General features: G+C 56.8%; 20 protein-coding genes and 1 tRNA gene. 20 read left to right on the forward strand and 1 reads right to left on the reverse strand.

Going from position 1 to position 18,077, the window contains the following annotated elements; translation table 11 throughout:
* Positions 1-234 precede the first annotated feature (234 nt).
* The 17 genes from EC915_RS17545 to EC915_RS17625 all read left to right on the forward strand — a co-directional run bounded on the left by EC915_RS17545 (position 235) and on the right by EC915_RS17625 (position 14,035).
* Complete coding sequence (locus EC915_RS17545) at positions 235-708, forward strand: Dps family protein (protein ID WP_133751790.1); 474 nt, start codon at positions 235-237, stop codon at positions 706-708.
* Positions 709-1,130: 422 nt separating this feature from the next.
* Positions 1,131-1,472: a ribbon-helix-helix domain-containing protein gene (locus EC915_RS17550; RefSeq protein ID WP_133751791.1), complete on the forward strand. Its 342-nt coding sequence runs from the start codon at positions 1,131-1,133 to the stop codon at positions 1,470-1,472.
* 279 nt (positions 1,473-1,751) lie between these two features.
* A complete protein-coding gene (gene aspS, locus EC915_RS17555; RefSeq protein ID WP_133751792.1) occupies positions 1,752-3,527 on the forward strand; it encodes an aspartate--tRNA ligase in 1,776 nt (591 codons plus the stop codon).
* A gap of 129 nt (positions 3,528-3,656) precedes the next feature.
* Entirely contained in the window at positions 3,657-4,403 is a 747-nt protein-coding gene (locus EC915_RS17560) for a YebC/PmpR family DNA-binding transcriptional regulator (protein WP_133751793.1), read from the forward strand.
* A 126-nt stretch (positions 4,404-4,529) separates the two neighbouring features.
* Positions 4,530-5,054: a crossover junction endodeoxyribonuclease RuvC gene (gene ruvC / locus EC915_RS17565; protein WP_133751794.1), complete on the forward strand. Its 525-nt coding sequence runs from the start codon at positions 4,530-4,532 to the stop codon at positions 5,052-5,054.
* A gap of 115 nt (positions 5,055-5,169) precedes the next feature.
* On the forward strand, positions 5,170-5,778 hold the full coding sequence (gene ruvA, locus EC915_RS17570) for a Holliday junction branch migration protein RuvA (protein ID WP_133751795.1): 609 nt from the start codon (positions 5,170-5,172) through the stop codon (positions 5,776-5,778).
* A complete protein-coding gene (gene ruvB / locus EC915_RS17575) occupies positions 5,779-6,834 on the forward strand; it encodes a Holliday junction branch migration DNA helicase RuvB (protein WP_133751796.1) in 1,056 nt (351 codons plus the stop codon).
* 135 nt (positions 6,835-6,969) lie between these two features.
* Positions 6,970-7,440, forward strand: coding sequence for a tol-pal system-associated acyl-CoA thioesterase (gene ybgC / locus EC915_RS17580; RefSeq protein WP_133751797.1), 471 nt, complete (start codon positions 6,970-6,972; stop codon positions 7,438-7,440).
* Positions 7,430-8,125 (forward strand): protein TolQ, encoded by a 696-nt coding sequence (gene tolQ, locus EC915_RS17585; RefSeq protein WP_133751798.1) that lies wholly within the window; start codon positions 7,430-7,432, stop codon positions 8,123-8,125. The genes ybgC and tolQ overlap by 11 nt, the downstream gene beginning before the upstream one ends.
* Before the next feature lie 23 nt (positions 8,126-8,148).
* Positions 8,149-8,604, forward strand: coding sequence for a protein TolR (tolR, locus tag EC915_RS17590; RefSeq protein WP_177413396.1), 456 nt, complete (start codon positions 8,149-8,151; stop codon positions 8,602-8,604).
* Positions 8,604-9,695, forward strand: a complete 1,092-nt coding sequence (tolA, locus tag EC915_RS17595; RefSeq protein WP_133751799.1) for a cell envelope integrity protein TolA — start codon at positions 8,604-8,606, stop codon at positions 9,693-9,695. The genes tolR and tolA overlap by 1 nt, the downstream gene beginning before the upstream one ends.
* On the forward strand, positions 9,692-10,993 hold the full coding sequence (gene tolB / locus EC915_RS17600) for a Tol-Pal system beta propeller repeat protein TolB (protein WP_133751800.1): 1,302 nt from the start codon (positions 9,692-9,694) through the stop codon (positions 10,991-10,993). Before tolA ends, tolB begins: the two co-directional genes overlap by 4 nt.
* Before the next feature lie 52 nt (positions 10,994-11,045).
* Positions 11,046-11,549 (forward strand): peptidoglycan-associated lipoprotein Pal, encoded by a 504-nt coding sequence (pal, locus tag EC915_RS17605; protein WP_133751801.1) that lies wholly within the window; start codon positions 11,046-11,048, stop codon positions 11,547-11,549.
* 6 nt (positions 11,550-11,555) lie between these two features.
* On the forward strand, positions 11,556-12,377 hold the full coding sequence (ybgF, locus tag EC915_RS17610) for a tol-pal system protein YbgF (RefSeq protein WP_133751802.1): 822 nt from the start codon (positions 11,556-11,558) through the stop codon (positions 12,375-12,377).
* A 179-nt stretch (positions 12,378-12,556) separates the two neighbouring features.
* A complete protein-coding gene (queE, locus tag EC915_RS17615; RefSeq protein WP_133751803.1) occupies positions 12,557-13,204 on the forward strand; it encodes a 7-carboxy-7-deazaguanine synthase QueE in 648 nt (215 codons plus the stop codon).
* A 16-nt stretch (positions 13,205-13,220) separates the two neighbouring features.
* A complete protein-coding gene (queC, locus tag EC915_RS17620) occupies positions 13,221-13,895 on the forward strand; it encodes a 7-cyano-7-deazaguanine synthase QueC (RefSeq protein WP_166651016.1) in 675 nt (224 codons plus the stop codon).
* 64 nt (positions 13,896-13,959) lie between these two features.
* Positions 13,960-14,035 (forward strand) — tRNA-Lys (locus tag EC915_RS17625).
* Positions 14,036-14,350: 315 nt separating this feature from the next.
* Here EC915_RS17625 and EC915_RS17630 read toward each other — a convergent pair.
* The gene (locus EC915_RS17630) at positions 14,351-14,821 is read right to left on the reverse strand and encodes a RidA family protein (protein WP_133751805.1); all 471 of its coding nucleotides are present in this window, start codon (positions 14,819-14,821) and stop codon (positions 14,351-14,353) included.
* Positions 14,822-15,135: 314 nt separating this feature from the next.
* Here EC915_RS17630 and EC915_RS17635 point away from each other — a divergent pair, with 314 nt between their 5' ends.
* The 3 genes from EC915_RS17635 (at position 15,136) to EC915_RS17645 (ending at position 18,018) form a co-directional block, all read left to right on the forward strand.
* Positions 15,136-15,345, forward strand: a complete 210-nt coding sequence (locus tag EC915_RS17635) for a hypothetical protein (protein ID WP_133751806.1) — start codon at positions 15,136-15,138, stop codon at positions 15,343-15,345.
* A gap of 305 nt (positions 15,346-15,650) precedes the next feature.
* A complete protein-coding gene (locus tag EC915_RS17640; protein ID WP_256658763.1) occupies positions 15,651-16,238 on the forward strand; it encodes a phytanoyl-CoA dioxygenase family protein in 588 nt (195 codons plus the stop codon).
* A gap of 169 nt (positions 16,239-16,407) precedes the next feature.
* Positions 16,408-18,018, forward strand: a complete 1,611-nt coding sequence (locus EC915_RS17645) for a methyl-accepting chemotaxis protein (protein WP_372237919.1) — start codon at positions 16,408-16,410, stop codon at positions 18,016-18,018.
* The last annotated feature ends 59 nt before the right edge of the window (positions 18,019-18,077 follow it).

Raw genomic sequence — 18,077 nt, forward strand, 5'->3', positions numbered from 1 at the left:
ATGGCAGCTGGCTGGAGGCGTGTTCCAGAGCCCTCTCGGTCGCCAGTCAGGATATCTGCCAGAGAGCGTTGCGGCTGTCTGCCAATTCCTTCGCCGCCGGTCAGCATCCCACGCAAAGGGCATGTGCGGGTGTCTGGCGCAATGCGACTCCTTACAGATGGCTGCGCGGTTTCTCACGTCTTGCTAGAGTGTCAGCAGCTTTCTTGAAACGTCATCATATGAAGAGGAATTAGCATGGCAATTGATATCGGCATTAGCGAGGAAGACCGCAAATCAATCGTGGACGGCCTTTCACGCCTGCTGGCAGATACCTATGTGTTGTATCTGAAAACCCATAATTTCCATTGGAACGTCACAGGCCCTATGTTTCGCACCTTGCACCTGATGTTCGAGGAGCAATACAACGAACTGGCACTGGCGGTTGACCTGATCGCAGAGCGCATCCGTGCACTGGGCTTTCCGGCTCCCGGGACGTACTCGACTTATGCGCGTCTGTCCTCTATCAAGGAAGAAGAGGGTGTTCCCGGTGCCGAGGACATGATCCGTTCGCTGGTAAACGGGCAAGAGGCCGTCACGCGTACGGCCCGCGGGATCTTCCCGTTGCTGGACAAGGTTAGCGACGAACCTACGGCTGACCTGCTGACCCAGCGCATGCAGGTCCATGAAAAGACCGCGTGGATGTTGCGTGCGATGCTCGAAAGCAAGTAACTGTCCACTGTGAGCGGTGGGTAATGCCGCTCACAGCCCCCCGCCTTTCGATGACGACTCCCTTGGGCCTCGCGCCTAAGCCGTTTCAGGCAATGAGCATACTTTTTTGGAAGTTTCATAAGTAAAGCTTTTAGCTGAATCGATTTAGTGACCGATAACGTCTGATTAATTAGAACTATTCTTCAGTCCTGCCACTTGGTCATCATTCCCCAAGGCATACATATGTAACACCATTTTTATATTCCGCTGGCTTCGCTTAGTGATCATTCGGTTTTCGCCTTGTAATTGTGGTGATGTCCTACATTTCATAAGTGTTACTTCCACTGGTTAACCCCCTGTGAATAGGGCTTGATAGACATGTCGTTTATTTGATTTTCAAATGTTTCTGTCGCTCTGCTAGAAATTGCATCAAGGGGGTTTTTATGAGTCAAAATGCCGCAAGGGAGGTCAAGGATGTACACCGATGTAGCAAAATTCTCAGTGATCCGTTCGTCGAGAACTTCAATATGGACCTGGCTCAGCCACAGTCGCGCTCGGTAAGGCTCAACGGCCTGGCTACCTGTTTGCGCCTGGAGGGGGTCTACTGGAATATCCTGTCGGAGATCGCAAGTTGTAATAGTTGTTCGATTAATGCGGTTTTGTCCTACGTTGATCGAGAAGTGCACCTGCGTTACGGCGGTGTGAAGAATTTCAGCGGGTTGATTCGTGTGGTGTGCGTCACGCACCTTTTGAAGGCCGAAGGCTTTCGACTCTCGTCTGCCTGAACTCGAAGGCGCTCATTCTTGCGGGTACGCGAACGGCGGGCCCGTGTAACACGGCGGTCGTCCGGGAGCGGGAAATACCCGCTGCGGGCGACTTCTTCATCCCTGGCGCCCGGTGCGGCTGCACAGCCTTGATTAACCCTATATAATCCCCCGCCTAACTATGGAGCGCAGGAACTGACCGTCGGGTTGAACTGCACGCCAAGGCTCCTGCACCATTGCGCACTGGCGACGGGCGAGAGCTCCACTGAATTCCGAATTAAGAGAAGTGAATACACGATCATGATGCGCAGCCATTATTGCGGCCAACTGAACGAAAGCCTGGAAGGTCAGGAAATTACCCTTTGCGGATGGGTCCACCGCCGTCGTGATCACGGGGGTGTGATTTTCCTCGACATACGCGATCGTGAGGGTTTGGCTCAAGTGGTCTTCGATCCGGATCGCGCTGATACTTTTGCCATTGCTGACCGTGTCCGCAGTGAATACGTCGTCAAACTGACCGGCAAGGTCCGCGCTCGCCCGGCTGGCGCCGTCAACCCGAACATGGCTTCTGGTGCCATTGAGGTCCTGGGTTATGAACTCGAAGTCCTGAACGAGTCGGAAACTCCGCCGTTCCCTTTGAACGAATACTCCGACGTTGGTGAAGAAACGCGCCTGCGCTATCGCTTCATCGATCTGCGTCGTCCTGAAATGGCCGAGAAGCTGCGTTTGCGCTCGCGCATCACTTCCAGCATCCGTGGCTTCCTGGATGGCCACGGTTTCCTTGATGTCGAAACCCCGATCCTGACTCGGGCCACCCCGGAAGGTGCTCGCGACTATCTGGTACCGAGCCGTACGCATGCAGGCAGTTTCTTCGCTCTGCCGCAGTCACCTCAACTGTTCAAGCAGCTGTTGATGGTTGCCGGTTTTGACCGCTATTACCAGATTGCCAAATGCTTCCGGGATGAAGACCTGCGTGCCGACCGTCAGCCTGAATTCACTCAGATCGACATCGAGACCAGCTTCCTTAACGAATCCGACATCATGGGTCTCACCGAGAGCATGATTCGCAAGCTGTTCAAGGAAGTTCTGGACCTGGAGTTCGGCGACTTCCCGCACATGACCTTCGAAGAAGCCATGCGCCGTTACGGGTCCGACAAGCCAGACCTGCGCAACCCTCTGGAACTGGTAGACGTCGCCGACCAGCTCAAGGACGTGGAATTCAAGGTATTCAGTGGCCCGGCCAATGATCCTAAATGCCGTGTGACTGCATTGCGCGTTCCGGGCGGCGCGAGCATGCCTCGCAGCAAGATCGACGACTACACCAAGTTCGTCGGCATCTACGGCGCCAGAGGGCTGGCCTACATAAAGGTCAACGAGCGCACCAAAGGCGTCGAAGGCCTGCAGTCGCCTATCGTCAAGAACATTCCGGAAGCCAACCTGAACGTGATCCTGGATCGCGTTGGTGCAGTGGACGGCGATATCGTGTTCTTCGGTGCCGACAAGTTCAAGGTCGTCAGCGAAGCGCTGGGTGCGCTGCGTATCAAGCTCGGTCACGATCTCAATCTGCTTACCTGTGAGTGGGCGCCGATGTGGGTTGTTGACTTCCCGATGTTCGAAGAGAACGAGGACGGCAGCTTCACCGCATTGCACCATCCGTTCACGGCACCCAAGTGCTCGCCCGAAGAACTGGAAGCCAACCCGGCTACCGCTTTGTCGCGCGCTTACGACATGGTTTTGAACGGCACTGAGCTGGGGGGCGGTTCGATCCGTATCCACCGCAAGGAAATGCAGCAGGCGGTATTCCGTCTGTTGGGCATCTCCGAAGGTGAGCAACAGGAGAAATTCGGCTTCCTGCTTGATGCCCTGAAGTATGGTGCGCCGCCGCACGGCGGTCTGGCATTCGGTCTGGACCGTCTGGTCATGCTGATGACGGGTGCTCAGTCGATTCGCGAAGTCATTGCCTTCCCGAAAACCCAGAGCGCTGCGGACGTCATGACTCAGGCGCCGGGACTGGTCGATGCCAAGCAGCTGCGCGAATTGCACATTCGCCTGCGTGAAACGCCGAAGGCCGAGTAATACAGCTTTTGCGCAAAGGGGGCAGGGCGATTCGCTCTGCCCCTTCATCTGGCCGAGTAAAGATTCGAGTGAAGCGTTACGGTCTATTGATCGAGCGTGACGTGCGTGTTTCAAAGTTTGGAGCGTGTTATGGCTGGTCATTCCAAGTGGGCGAACATCAAGCATCGCAAAGAGCGTCAGGATGCCAAGAAGGGCAAGATTTTCACCAAGTGGATTCGTGAGCTGACCGTCGCTGCCCGCCAGGGTGGCGGTGATCCTGCATCGAATCCGCGCTTGCGTCTGGCTCAGGACAAGGCGCTTGCTGCGAACATGAGCCGCGACATCATCGACCGGGCCATTGCTCGCGGTGCGGGTGCCGCCGATGCCGACGATATGGTCGAGCTGGGCTATGAAGGTTATGGCCCTGGGGGCGTGGCGGTCATGGTCGAGGCGATGACGGATAACCGCAATCGCACTGCAGCTGCCATTCGCCATGCGTTCAGCAAGTGTGGCGGCAACCTGGGGACCGATGGGTCGGTATCGTATCTGTTCGAGCGCAGGGGGCAGATATCCTTCGCGACCGGCACTGATGAAGACGCACTCATGGAAGCGGCAATGGAGGCGGATGCCGATGATGTCGTGACCCATGAAGATGGGTCCATCGACGTCTTTACATCGTTCGCCGGTTTCTATGCCGTGCGCAATGCCTTGGAACTTGCAGGTTTCAAGGCGGCGGACGCGGAAATTGTCATGCAGCCCACCACCAGTGCCGTGCTTGATCTTGAGATGGCGGAAAAGGTACTCAAGCTGATCGATATGCTCGAGGACCTGGATGACGTACAAAACGTTTATTCCAATGCGGATATCCCGGATGAGGTGATGGAGCAGCTTGGCTGACACTCATTCTCGTCAGGACCTGAGGCCGGGGGTACGAAGCGCTGATTCGATCAGCGCTATCGGCCTCCGGCTTCTGCCTTTATGCTGCGTTCAATTGTGCGCGTCACTTCTCAAGCTGCAGGCGTTATGACTCTTATTTTAGGTATCGACCCCGGTTCGCGAATTACCGGCTTTGGCGTTGTACGCGACACCGGGCGTGGTTGCGAATACGTGGCCTCGGGTTGTATTCGCACCGGCAGCGGTTTGTTGCATGAACGGTTGCAGATTGTCTATCGCGGTGTGCGCGAGGTGATCCAGACTTACGGCCCGGTGACCATGGGGATCGAGAAAGTGTTCATGGCGCGTAACCCAGATTCGGCGCTCAAGCTGGGTCAGGCGCGAGGCGCAGCGATCGTCGCAGGTGCGGAAGAAAGTCTGGAGATCGCAGAGTACACAGCGACGCAAGTCAAGCAGGCTGTCGCGGGAACGGGCGGGGCGAACAAGGATCAGGTGATGATGATGGTCATGCACCTTCTTAAGTTGACCAAGAAGCCGCAGATCGACGCCTCTGACGCACTGGCAATTGCCTTGTGTCACGCTCATACCCGCTCCAGTCTGATTCCCCACGGTCTGACGACTGCGCGCAGCCGTGGTGGTCGCCTGCGGCTCTGATAGCATCATTCGCTTATAAGTTTTCACTTGCAGCTCATGTGAGTCCTGCAAACATGGCGACCAGGGTTTTGACCGTGTTTCTGGCAGTGCCAGGTTATTTGAAAGGATCTGATACGTGATTGGACGTTTGCGCGGTGCGCTGGTCGAAAAGCAGCCTCCGTACCTGGTGCTCGATGTCAATGGTGTGGGCTATGAGATAGAAGTCCCCATGACAACGCTTTATCGCCTGCCACACTTGGGCGAGGCGGTGACTCTGCACACTCATCTGGTGGTTAGGGAAGACGCGCATCTGCTGTTCGGCTTCTACGAGAAGCGTGACCGCCAGATGTTTCGCGAGCTGATCCGTCTCAACGGGGTCGGACCCAAGCTGGCGCTGGCGCTGATGTCTACGCTGGAAGTCGATGAACTGGTGCGCTGCGTTCAGGCGCAGGACACTTCGGCGCTGACGCGCGTACCGGGCGTCGGCAAAAAGACCGCAGAACGTCTGTTGGTCGAACTCAAGGACCGGTTCAAGGCCTGGGACGCGCTGCCCGGCACATTTGCGCTGGTTTCCGAAGGTCCGGGTGGCGCGGTGCCAGTGGCGACTGCCGAGGACGACGCGGTCAGTGCACTGATCTCCCTGGGCTATAAACCTCAGGAGGCCAGCAAGGCTGTAACCGCCATAAAAGACAAGAATTTGAGCAGTGAAGATCTGATTCGCCGCGCACTCAAGGGGATGATGTAAGTGATCGAAGCCGACCGCCTGATCGCCGCTACCGGCCGCGACCGTGACGAGCAACTGGATCGAGCCATCCGGCCGTTGAGTCTTGCGGACTACATCGGCCAGCCTCCCGTCCGGGAGCAGATGGAGCTGTTCATCCAGGCCGCTCGCGGGCGCAACGAAGCGCTTGACCACACGCTGATCTTCGGCCCACCGGGGCTGGGTAAAACGACGCTGGCCAACATCATCGCGCAAGAGATGTCGGTTTCGATCAAGAGTACCTCGGGGCCGGTGCTTGAACGTCCCGGTGATCTGGCGGCGATTCTGACCAATCTCGAGCCCCACGACGTGCTGTTTATCGATGAGATTCACCGCCTCTCGCCCATTGTCGAAGAAGTGCTGTATCCGGCCATGGAAGATTTCCAACTGGACATCATGATCGGCGAAGGTCCTGCCGCTCGCTCGATCAAGCTGGATTTGCCTCCGTTCACGCTTGTCGGCGCCACGACCCGGGCGGGGATGCTGACCAATCCGCTGCGTGACCGCTTCGGTATCGTGCAACGCCTTGAGTTCTACAGTACCGCCGATCTGGCGACCATCGTGTCGCGTTCGGCCGGGATCCTGGGACTGCACATCGAAGATCAAGGGGCTTTCGAGATCGCCCGTCGTGCGCGGGGTACGCCGCGTATCGCCAACCGCCTGTTGCGTCGGGTGCGGGATTTTGCCGAGGTTCGTGCCAATGGTCAGATCACCAAGCCTATCGCCGATCTGGCGCTGAATCTGCTGAATGTCGATGAGCGTGGGTTTGACCATCAGGACCGGCGATTGCTGCTGACCATGATCGAGAAGTTCGACGGGGGCCCTGTAGGGGTGGACAACCTTGCGGCGGCGATCAGCGAAGAGCGCCACACCATCGAGGATGTGCTCGAGCCCTATTTGATTCAGCAAGGCTATATGATGCGCACACCTCGTGGCCGCATGGTGACGCGGCATGCGTATCTGCATTTCGGCCTCAACATTCCGTCTCGAATGGGCGAACGGTCGATTCCTGATGAATTGATTGATGGTGCTGACGAATAACGGCGAATTGATCGATTTATTCGGCGGTTTGGTGGTCTGACGGGCAGTCACCGCATTCAGTCTTGCGTCTGACATTAGAAACGATGAAAAACAGTTGCCTGCCGGATTGGCAACCTGAGGAGTAAGCACTAGAGTATGCGCGCGCAAAACGGGGGTCAGTCGTTCGCACATCGGTGTCGCGTTTACTACGAAGACACCGATGCTGGCGGCATCGTTTACTACGTCAATTATCTGAAATTCATGGAGCGGGCTCGGACCGAGCGGCTGCGGGAGTTGGGCTTTGCTCAATCTGCGATGGCCGGGAACGAGAACCTGTTGTTCGTCGTGCATTCCAGCGAGGCCCGCTATCACAAGCCAGCGCGACTGGACGACGAACTTCTGGTTAGCGCCGAAGTGACCGAATTGAACCGTGCCAGCCTGCGCTTCCAGCAACAGGTCAGGCGGGCTGCGGATAATGTGCTGCTCTGTGAGGGGCAGTTTTTGGTGGCGTGTGTGCGCGCCGATAGTTTGAAACCCCGGGCCATTCCCGAAACTCTGCGCACGGCCTTCGCCGACCAGAGTGGCGCGGGTACACATTCAGAGCAGGAGATACAGCGTGGAAGCTAACGTCGTCGACCATACCTCCATGTGGAGTTTGGTCAGCAATGCCAGCGTGGTGGTTCAGTTGGTGATGCTGATCCTGGTGGCCGCATCGGTCACCTCGTGGATCATGATTTTTCAGCGCAGCGCCATGCTGCGCGCCGGGCGCCGTGCGCTGGACAGTTTCGAGGAGCGCTTCTGGTCGGGTATCGACCTGTCCAAGCTGTATCGTCAGGCTGGCAGCAACCCTGACCCGGATTCGGGCGTGGAGCAGATCTTCCGTGCCGGGTTCAAGGAGTTTTCACGCCTGCGCCAACAGCCAGGTGTAGACCCTGATGCCGTGATGGAAGGTGTCGCGCGTGCCATGCGCGTGGCAATCTCCCGTGAGGAAGAGAAGCTCGAACAGAGCTTGCCGTTCCTGGCAACCGTAGGCTCCACCAGCCCGTATGTCGGTCTGTTCGGTACGGTATGGGGGATCATGAACTCCTTCCGTGGCCTGGCCACTGCACAACAAGCCACTCTTGCCACCGTTGCACCGGGTATCGCCGAAGCACTGATCGCTACCGCCATCGGTCTGTTCGCAGCAATCCCTGCAGTAATTGCCTACAACCGTTTCGCCGCTCGCGGCGAGAGCCTGATCGGCCGTTACTACACATTCGCCGACGAGTTCCAGGCCATCCTGCACCGTAAAGTGCACACCAGCGAAGAATAAGCAGGTATTTCCCAATGGCTTTAATCGCTCGCGGTCGACGCGCCAAACGCAAGCCGGTCGCCGAAATGAACGTGGTGCCTTACATCGACGTGATGTTGGTGCTGCTGGTCATCTTCATGGTGACGGCTCCGATGATTAACCAGGGCGTGAAAGTGGATCTGCCCAAGGTCTCCAGCGAGGCCTTGCCGCAGGACAACAACAATCAAGTCCTGACCATTTCGATCAAGGCTGACAAGACCTATTACTGGAACCTTGGCAGCGAAGTCGATACCGACAAACAGATGGACAAGGCCATGACCTTGCCGCAACTGACCAGCGCCGTGACCAAGATCATTGCCGCCGGTCGTGATGCTGGCAAGCAGACCCAAGTGTTCATCCGTGGCGACAAAACCGTGGACTACGGTGCCGTGATGGGCACCATGGGCGGGTTGCAGAAGGCCGGAGTCGGGAACGTTGGTCTGATTACCGAGGCACCCTGATGCAGCCGATTCGAGAGCCGTCAGCCTCGGAAAGCTACTTCTGGCCCTCGGTCTGGGCTGTGGCATTGCATGTTCTGATTTTCGGTTTGTTGTTCGTCAGCTTTGCGATGACGCCGGAGTTGCCTGAAGCCAAGCCGATTGTGCAGGCCACGCTTTATCAGCTGAAGTCGAAAAGCCAGGCGACGACCCAGACCAACCAGAAGCTTGCTGGCGAGGCAAAGAAATCCGCTGCGCGGCAAACAGAAGTCGAGCAGATGGAGCAGAAAAAAGTTGAGCAGGAAGCCATAAAAGCGGCGGAACAAAAGAAAGCCGATGCCGCTCAAAAGGCCGAGGATCAAAAGGCTGAGGAAGCGAAGAAAGCGGAAGACGCCAAAAAGGCCGATGACGCAAAGAAAGCTGCCGATGATGCAAAGAAGGCCGAGGCCAAAAAAGCGGATGACGCCAAGAAAACCGCTGAAGAGAAACAATTGGCTGATATAGCCAAGAAGAAAGCTGAAGACGACGCGAAGAAAAAAGCCGAGGAAGACGCCAAGCGCGCCGCTACCGAAGAAGCCAAGAAAAAGGCTGCCGAGGATGCGAAGAAGCAGGCTGCTGACGACGCGAAGAAAAAAGCTGCCGAAGACGCGAAGAAAAAAGCGGCTGAGGATGCCAAGAAGAAAGCTGCAGACGACACCAAGAAGAAAGCCCAGGATGCTGCCCGTAAATCGGCGGAAGAGAAGAAGGCGCAAGCACTGGCTGACCTGCTCTCCGACAAGCCCGAACGCCAGCAGGCGCTGGCCGATGAGAAGGGTGATGAGGTCGCTGGCAGCTTTGATGACTTGATTCGCTCGCGAGCTGCAGAAGGCTGGGCACGTCCTCCTTCAGCGCGCAAAGGCATGACCGTCGTGTTGCAGATCGCCATGTTGCCGGACGGAACCGTTACTTCGGTGAATGTCAGCAAGTCCAGCGGCGATGGCCCTTTCGACAGTTCGGCAGTAGCAGCGGTCAAGAATATTGGTCGTTTGACAGAGATGCAGGGGCTGAAACCTTCGGATTTTGCGCCTTACCGTTCATTCAAGATGACATTCACACCTGAGGATCTAGCCTTGTGATTAACCTTCTTCGAGGATTGCTTGTCGTTCTTTGTTGCGCAGCGGGATTCGCCGCTGCCGACGAAAAGAACATTCTGGTCACCAGCGGCAGTGACCGTGCCACGCCTATCGCAGTCGTGCCTTTCGGCCTGCAGGGTGGCAGCGTATTGCCGGAAGACATGGCTAAGATCATCGGCAATGACTTGCTGAATTCGGGCTATTACTCACCGATTCCAAAAGAAAACATGATCAGCCAGCCAAGCCAGGCGAGCGAAGTGATTTTCCGTGACTGGAAAGCGTTAGGAGCCCAATACGTCATGGTCGGCAGCATCACGCCTGCCGGTGGTCGCCTTCAAGTGCAATATGCACTCTTTAATGTGGCCACCGAACAGCAAGTGCTGACGGGCAACGTGTCGGGTACCACCGACCAGCTACGCGACATGGCGCATTACATCTCTGACCAGTCGTTTGAAAAACTGACCGGTATCAAAGGCGCGTTTTCGACTCGCATGTTGTATGTCACCGCTGAGCGTTTCAGTACTGACAACACCCGTTATACCTTGCAACGTTCTGACTACGACGGTGCGCGTGCGGTAACACTGCTGCAATCGCGTGAGCCTATCCTGTCGCCGAGATTTGCACCGGATGGCAAGCGCATCGCCTACGTGTCGTTCGAACAGAAGCGTCCGCGCATCTTCGTCCAGCATATCGATACCGGTCGCCGCGAGCAGATCACCAACTTCGAGGGGCTTAACGGTGCACCTGCCTGGTCGCCTGATGGCAGCAAGCTGGCAATGGTTCTGTCCAAAGATGGCAACCCTGAAATTTACGTGATGAACCTGGCGTCGCGTCAGCTTTCGCGGGTCACGAATGATTCTTCCATCGATACCGAACCTTTCTTTGGTAAAGATGGCTCGACCATTTATTTCACGTCTGATCGTGGCGGCAAACCACAGATCTATAAAACGAGCATTAACGGTGGCGGCGCTGAGCGCGTCACTTTCATCGGCAACTATAACGCCAACCCTAAATTGTCGGCCGATGAAAAGACTCTGGTGATGATCCATCGTCAGGATGGCTTCACCAACTTCAAGGTAGCGGCTCAGGATTTGCAGCGCGGTAGCGTAAAAATCCTCACAGACAGCAACCTTGATGAGTCGCCTACTGTTGCGCCCAACGGCACCATGGTAATCTACGCCACCCGCCAGCAGGGCCGGGGAGTCTTGATGCTCGTGTCCATCAACGGACGCGTAAGGCTCCCGCTTCCTACCGCTCAAGGCGAAGTCAGAGAACCTTCCTGGTCCCCTTACCTGAACTGACGCGGCGCTATACGTTGTACTTAACACACTGGGGTTCATTAGGAGTTTCACGATGGAAATGCTGAAGTTTGGTAAGTTTGCTGCGCTGGCTCTGGCCATGGCTGTAGCTGTAGGTTGCTCGTCCAAAGGCGGCGATAATGCCGGTCAAGGCGGGGCTGCTGTAGATCCAAACGCCGGTTACGGCGCTAACACGGGTGCTGTTGACGGCAGCCTGAGCGAAGAAGCTGCTCTGCGCGCTATCACCACGTTCTACTTCGAATACGACAGTTCTGACCTGAAGCCAGAGGCCATGCGCGCTCTGGACGTTCACGCCAAGGACCTGAAAGCTAACGGCGCTCGCGTTGTTCTGGAAGGTAACACTGACGAACGCGGTACTCGCGAATACAACCTGGCACTGGGCGAGCGTCGTGCGAAAGCCGTTCAGCGCTACCTGGTTCTGCAAGGCGTTTCGCCAGCACAGCTGGAACTCGTTTCCTACGGTGAAGAGCGTCCAGTTGCTACCGGTAACGATGAGCAGTCCTGGGCTCAAAACCGTCGCGTCGAACTGCGTAAGTAATTTGACATGCGAACGTGCCGCCGTGCTTTAACCGTTTTGGCTCTCACCCTTCCTCTTGCAGCGGTGGGTGCGGTTCCTGTGGTCGATGACAACTCTGGCTCCGCTGGCAGCAGTTATCCGCCATCGGGTTATGGTACGGCGGGCGCCTACGCCGGAGGCGGGGCTACTGCCCAGCCTTCGGCGCAAGGTCAGCTGTTCATGCAGTTGCAACAAATGCAGGATGAAATTTCGCGCTTGCGCGGAGTTGTCGAAGTCCAGCAGAACGACATCCGGCAAATGAAGCAAGAAGCGCTGGATCGTTACAAGGATCTCGATTCTCGCATAGGAGCTGGCGGCGCACCTGCTGCACCAGCTGCCAACAATTCAGCTTCCGACGGTGGTGTAAACGCCGGCGGAGCATCCGCAGCGCCTGCTGCCGCCCAAGCCCCACAGGCCAACAGCGAGCCGGGCGATCCGGCGAAAGAGAAGCTTTATTACGATGCTGCTTTCGACCTGATCAAGGCCAAGGATTTCGACAAGGCCAGTCAGGCTTTCTCTGCTTTTTTGCGCAAATACCCCAACAGCCAATACGCGGGCAATGCTCAGTATTGGCTGGGCGAGGTGAATCTGGCCAAAGGCGACCTCCAAGGCGCCGGCCAGGCTTTTGCCAAGGTGAGTCAGCTTTACCCAAAGCACGCCAAGGTGCCTGACTCCCTTTACAAGCTGGCAGATGTCGAGCGCCGTTTGGGTCATACCGACAAGGTCAAGGGCATTCTGCAGCAAGTCGTTGCCCAGTACCCTGGGACTTCGGCCGCACAACTGGCTCAGCGTGATCTCCAGCGTCTTTGATCGCCAGACCGTTTGAATTTCGATTCAAGAAAGCCGCGCGTTGCGCGGCTTTTTTCGTTAGAATTCCGCACCCGAAATTCCGGTATTGATTACGCTTGTGTGGATTCTGCGAGCGCAGAGTGTGCACAAGTGCCTGACGGAGGCGGATGGCCTGTTTAGCCGTTACGCCCGTGGCCCCTATGCAAGACACATTACGCATCACCGAAGTTTTTTACTCATTGCAGGGTGAAACGCGAACGGCAGGTTTGCCTACCGTATTCGTGCGTCTGACTGGCTGTCCGCTGCGCTGCGACTATTGCGACAGCGAATACGCCTTCAGCGGCGGCACTATTCAAACTCTTGACTCGCTCATGGAGCAGGTGGCCAGCTACCGTCCGCGGTATGTCTGCGTCACCGGCGGCGAGCCTCTGGCTCAGCCGAACGCCATTGGGTTGCTCCAGCGCCTGTGTGACGCAGGCTACGAGGTTTCTCTGGAAACCAGCGGTGCCCTGGATATTTCCAGAGTCGACCCTCGCGTCAGCCGTGTGGTCGATTTGAAGACACCCGGTTCGAAGGAAGTCGCGCGCAATCGGTATGAAAATATTGATCTACTAACCGCCAATGATCAGGTCAAGTTCGTGATCTGCTCAAGGGAAGACTATGAATGGGCCGTGTCCAAGATCATTCAGTACGGCCTTGAGCGTCGCGCGGGCGAAGTGTTGTTCTCTCCCGTGCATCGCGATTTGAATGTTCGCGACCTAGCGGACTGGATCGTTGCCGACAACCTACCGGTGCGTCTGCAACTGCAGCTGCATAAAATTCTCTGGAACGATGAACCGGGACGCTGACATGGGTGAATCAACGATGACTGATAAAAGAGCGGTAATCCTGTTGTCTGGCGGTCTGGATTCGGCAACCGTGGTGGCCATGGCCAAGGCCGATGGATTCAGCTGCTACACCATGAGCTTCGATTACGGCCAGCGGCACCGTGCCGAGTTGCAAGCGGCCGAGCGAGTGGCGAAAGATCTGGGAGTGACCGAGCACAAGGTGATCGGTCTCAATCTGAATGGTATCGGCGGATCAGCCCTCACCGACACCAACATTGCCGTGCCGGAAACCCCGGGTGAAGGCATCCCGGTGACCTACGTTCCTGCACGCAACACGGTTTTTTTGTCGCTGGCATTGGGCTGGGCCGAAGTACTGGGCGCGCGAGACATCTTCATCGGGGTAAACGCGGTCGATTACTCCGGTTACCCGGACTGCCGTCCCGAGTTCGTAGAATCCTTCGAACGCATGGCCAACCTCGCGACCAAGGCCGGGGTAGAGGGCCAGGGTTTCACGATTCAGGCGCCGCTGCAGATGCTGAGCAAGGCCGATATCGTTAGGGCAGGCACGCGTCTGGGCGTGGATTACGCACTGACGGTTTCCTGCTACCAAGCTGATGATCAGGGCCGCGCATGCGCCAAATGCGACAGCTGCCGCCTGCGTGCAGAAGGCTTCGCAGCGGCCGGTGTTACCGACCCTACGCGTTATTTTTAAATTATTTTCAAATCAGGTGTTGAATTACTGAGAAAAATCAGTAATATACGCGCCACCACGAAGCGGGTCGTTAGCTCAGTTGGTAGAGCAGTTGGCTTTTAACCAATTGGTCGTAGGTTCGAATCCCACACGACCCACCATCTTCAAAACCCGGAAGGCCCACGAAAGTGTGGATTTCCGGGTTTTTTTTCGTCTGAAGGAAAGCGGGGCGAGTGCTGGCTTTTCTCTGAAAGTTTACAAACTTACATGGGCGCGCAGCCATCTGTTGCCCACCACCGTTTTGAGCTGACGTGACATCAGTATTCATCTCAGTGCGTAAGGATGTGCAGAGCATTGCTCTGTCAGCATTATGGCTACTGGGATAGGCCATCAGGGGGTGGCTGCACCAGTAGCCATCGCATGAAATCCCTCAAGGGGATGGGCAACGTCCGCTCTTTCGATAAGGCGAGTCCCGTCTATTTCGTCACGGCAATCAAATCGATCTCTACGGGCGCGTTTTTGGGTAATTGGTACACGCCTACCGAGGTGCGGGTATGAATACCGGCATCACCTAGCACACGGTGAAGGATATGCGATGCGCTATTGGCCACTTCACTTTGATCCACGAAGCTGTCGGCCGATTGTACAAAGACGGTCATACGAACGATGGCCTTGATCTTATCCAAAGAGCCTGCCTGCTCTTGCAGTAACGCAAGGCAACGAAGCGCACAGATCGTCGCTGCCTCCTGCGCCTGACTCAGGCTGATGTCAGCACCAACCCTGCCAGGGTTAACAATCTCGTCGGCTATTCGCGGTATCTGTCCGCTGACGTAGATGTTGTCACCGTCCCGCACAGTTGCCGAATAATCGCCACCCCGCTTCAACCCGGCTTCGAACGAATAACCCAACTGCTCCAAAACGCCGATAAATTGTTGGTCGCAAGACATAATTTGCTCCTGAACATAATCTCAACGTTAGATATCGCCAATAGCCTTCAGGAAGGATTGTGAGAGGTTTTATGCGAAGCGGCGAGATACAGATCGATTCACAAATCGTCATACAGGGACAAAACGTCATATAGGTGCGGTGTGGCAATGATCCGCACCACACGGCGTCCTCCTTATGACACTCCCTGTTGCATTGTCGGGGACGGATGGCGCGTACTGCTTATCGGTGCCAGCCGGCTGCAGCTCGTTATGGCTTACCGGCTTTAAGAAATCGCAGACCTACGATCCGATGACCTACGGTTATGGCGGTGAGTATGGCACCTGGTATCAGGGCGGAATCGTACGGTGAGTACATGCTGTTCAACAGCAATGTCGATATCGACATGCTCAGGCTGGCCGTGATCCCGCGTCAGGACCTGAACTTTGGCGTGATGGGCTCCAGGTTTCAGTTCGACAAAAGCCTGACCATGCGACCAGCCGTGATTTCACCGAGGAACTGGATCTGTATGCCAACTGGACCGTGACTCCGGCGGTGACCCTGACTGCGGTGTACGGTGTGGCCAAGCCAGGCGACGGCGCCAGGCAGGTCTACGGCGACGATAAGGTATCGAGTCTGTTTGAAACCCTGGTGACTTGGACGTTCTGATCCAGCAGCCCAACGGCATCGTCGATGAGCAAATGCGCGGTGGCCGTTATTCACCTGTTTATGTCTGGCACCAACCTGTAACCCCCGCAGCCACCGCTCTATATTCCCACGTATGGTCGATGTGGTTCTCCACCCGCTGTACCTGGGGGCCGCCAGGAAGATTCTGCAAAAGCCGGTGTCGGTGTGGTTTGGCCACGAGCGCATCACCATCACCCGCAGATCCAGATAGGCATGACCCAGGCCATCGAGATCCATCCGGGCCAGGGCAAGCAGCCGTTGCACCGGGACGACACCCGCTTTCTTTGGCGCCATCCCAACTATGCCTGCGAGGCGCGTCTGCAGATCATGTTGGCAATGACCGAGTTCACGCAAGAGACCGGCGCTACCAAGGTCATCCCGGGCAGCCACAAATGGGACGACGAGCGTCGCCCCGAACCTGAGGAAACCGTGGACGCGGTCATGGCAGTGGGTTCAGCCTTGCTGTTCATCGGATCCACCTACCACGGGACCAACAGCAGCGACAAGCCGCGTCTGGGCTTGACCATGGGTATCGACCAGGGCTGCATTCGTCAGGAAGAGAACCAATACCTGTCGATACCGTTCGACGTGCTCAAAGGCTTGCCCGAAGAAGTGCAGCGCTTGCTGGGCTGGGATGCGGGCGAAAACTTCATGGGGTGGGTCGAGCAGGGCGGCAAGATGGTCAGTCCGATCACCCACTTGCAATCCGATGACGTGCCGCGCTCTCTTGGCCTGATCGGCGGGATGCACTAAACACACAGCGTTAACCTTGAGCAGCCCACGGGCTGCTTTTTTAGCGCTGATTTCTGCGGTCCACTGCACCTTTCGTCGGCCTGAATTAAGGCCGTATTGCGTTAGCCGATATGAAGGTAATGGCTCACTCATGGATCGGAGAAAAACACACCGCATGAACATACGTACGATGAACCTGGCGCCGAGAGCAGCTGTTTTCTTTTCCCTGATCGTGCTCGTGGTATTCGCACTGGGGACGGTGGCCGCATTGCAAATGGGCAAACTGCGCGCCACCGAGCAGGACGTTGAGACCAACTGGATGGCCAGCATCCGCCAGACCGCGCAGATAGATGGCAGCCTGCTGCGTCTGCGATTGGAAAGTCTGCGCGCCAGCACCGCCACTGACCCGCAGCTCCGCCAGGAGACGTTAAGCACTTTCGGCGGTTTCAGGACCGCTTACGTCAATGCCCTTCAGGGTTACGGGTCGCTGGTTGCCAATGATAAGGACAGGGCGCTTTATCAAGGCATCCAGGCCACTTCTGCGGATTACGGGAAAGTGCTGGATGCTTTGGAAACCCTGCTTCACGCCGGGGACAACGCCGCCGCCTCAGCGTCAATCAACAACGACATCCGCCCATTGGCGAATCGACTGATGGAGCAGGTTGGCCAGCTAACCGCCTTCAACAATGAGGGGGCCAAACAGGCCGGGATGACTGCCGCACATGTTTACTCCAGCGGTATTACGCTGGTCATTACGCTGGTCAGTTGCGCCGTGCTCCTCACCGTAGTGCTGGCAACATTGCTGACTCGTAGCATCACCTCACCGATCAGTGCGGCGCTGGCGGTGGCCGAGCGTATTGCAGGCAGTGATCTGTCGCGGGAAATTCAGTCCAGCGGCCATGACGAAGCCGGCCGGCTGCTAAGTGCGCTTGCGAAGATGCAAACGAACCTCAAGAACACCATCGCTCATATCGCCGATTCCTCCACGCAACTGGCCTCCGCTTCCGAGGAAATGACAGCTGTGACCGAAGATGCCAGTCACGGTCTGGCCCGCCAAAACGATGAAGTCAATCAAGCAGCCACAGCCGTTAACGAAATGAGTGCAGCGGTGGATGAGGTGGCGCGCAACGCCGAAGAGGCTTCGAAAGCTTCGCGCCAATCCCAGGAGTTCACCCGTACCGGCATCGAAAATGTCGCGCAGACCCTCAAAGCCATCGAGGGGTTGGCTGGCAACGTTGCCGTCACTGATGCGCAGGTCAGAACCTTGTCGAGCCGGGCCCAGGACATCGGCAAAGTGGTGGAAGTCATCCGGGCAATTGCTGAACAGACCAATCTATTGGCCTTGAACGCAGCGATCGAAGCCGCTCGTGCGGGGGAGCAGGGTCGCGGTTTCGCAGTGGTGGCCGACGAGGTCAGAGCCCTGGCCTATCGCACTCAGCAGTCGACCCAGGAAATCGAACAAATGATCACCGCCATCCAGAGCGATTCCAGCCAAGCGGTGAGCGCCATGAGCTTGAGTACCGAGATGGCTGCCAACTCCATCGCAGTGGCACAGAACGCTGACGTCTCGTTGCGCCAGATCGCTGAAGCCATTGCCCAGATCAACGATCGCAACTTGCTGATCGCAGCGGCCACCGAGGAGCAGGCTCAGGTGGCGCGGGAAGTGGACCGCAACCTCACAAGCATTCGCGACTTGTCGTCGCAGAGCGCTGCAGCGGGGAGCCAAACGGCCAGTGCGTGCGGCGAGATGTCCAGTCTGGCGGTCAATTTGAACCAGTTGGTGTCGCGCTTCAAGGTTTAGGACAGGCCATTGAGGCCGGTCATGGTGATCGGCCAAATGCAGAGACACGATCCCACTGC

The organism is Pseudomonas sp. LP_7_YM (genome assembly GCF_004364435.1).
Classification (GTDB): Bacteria; Pseudomonadota; Gammaproteobacteria; order Pseudomonadales; family Pseudomonadaceae; genus Aquipseudomonas.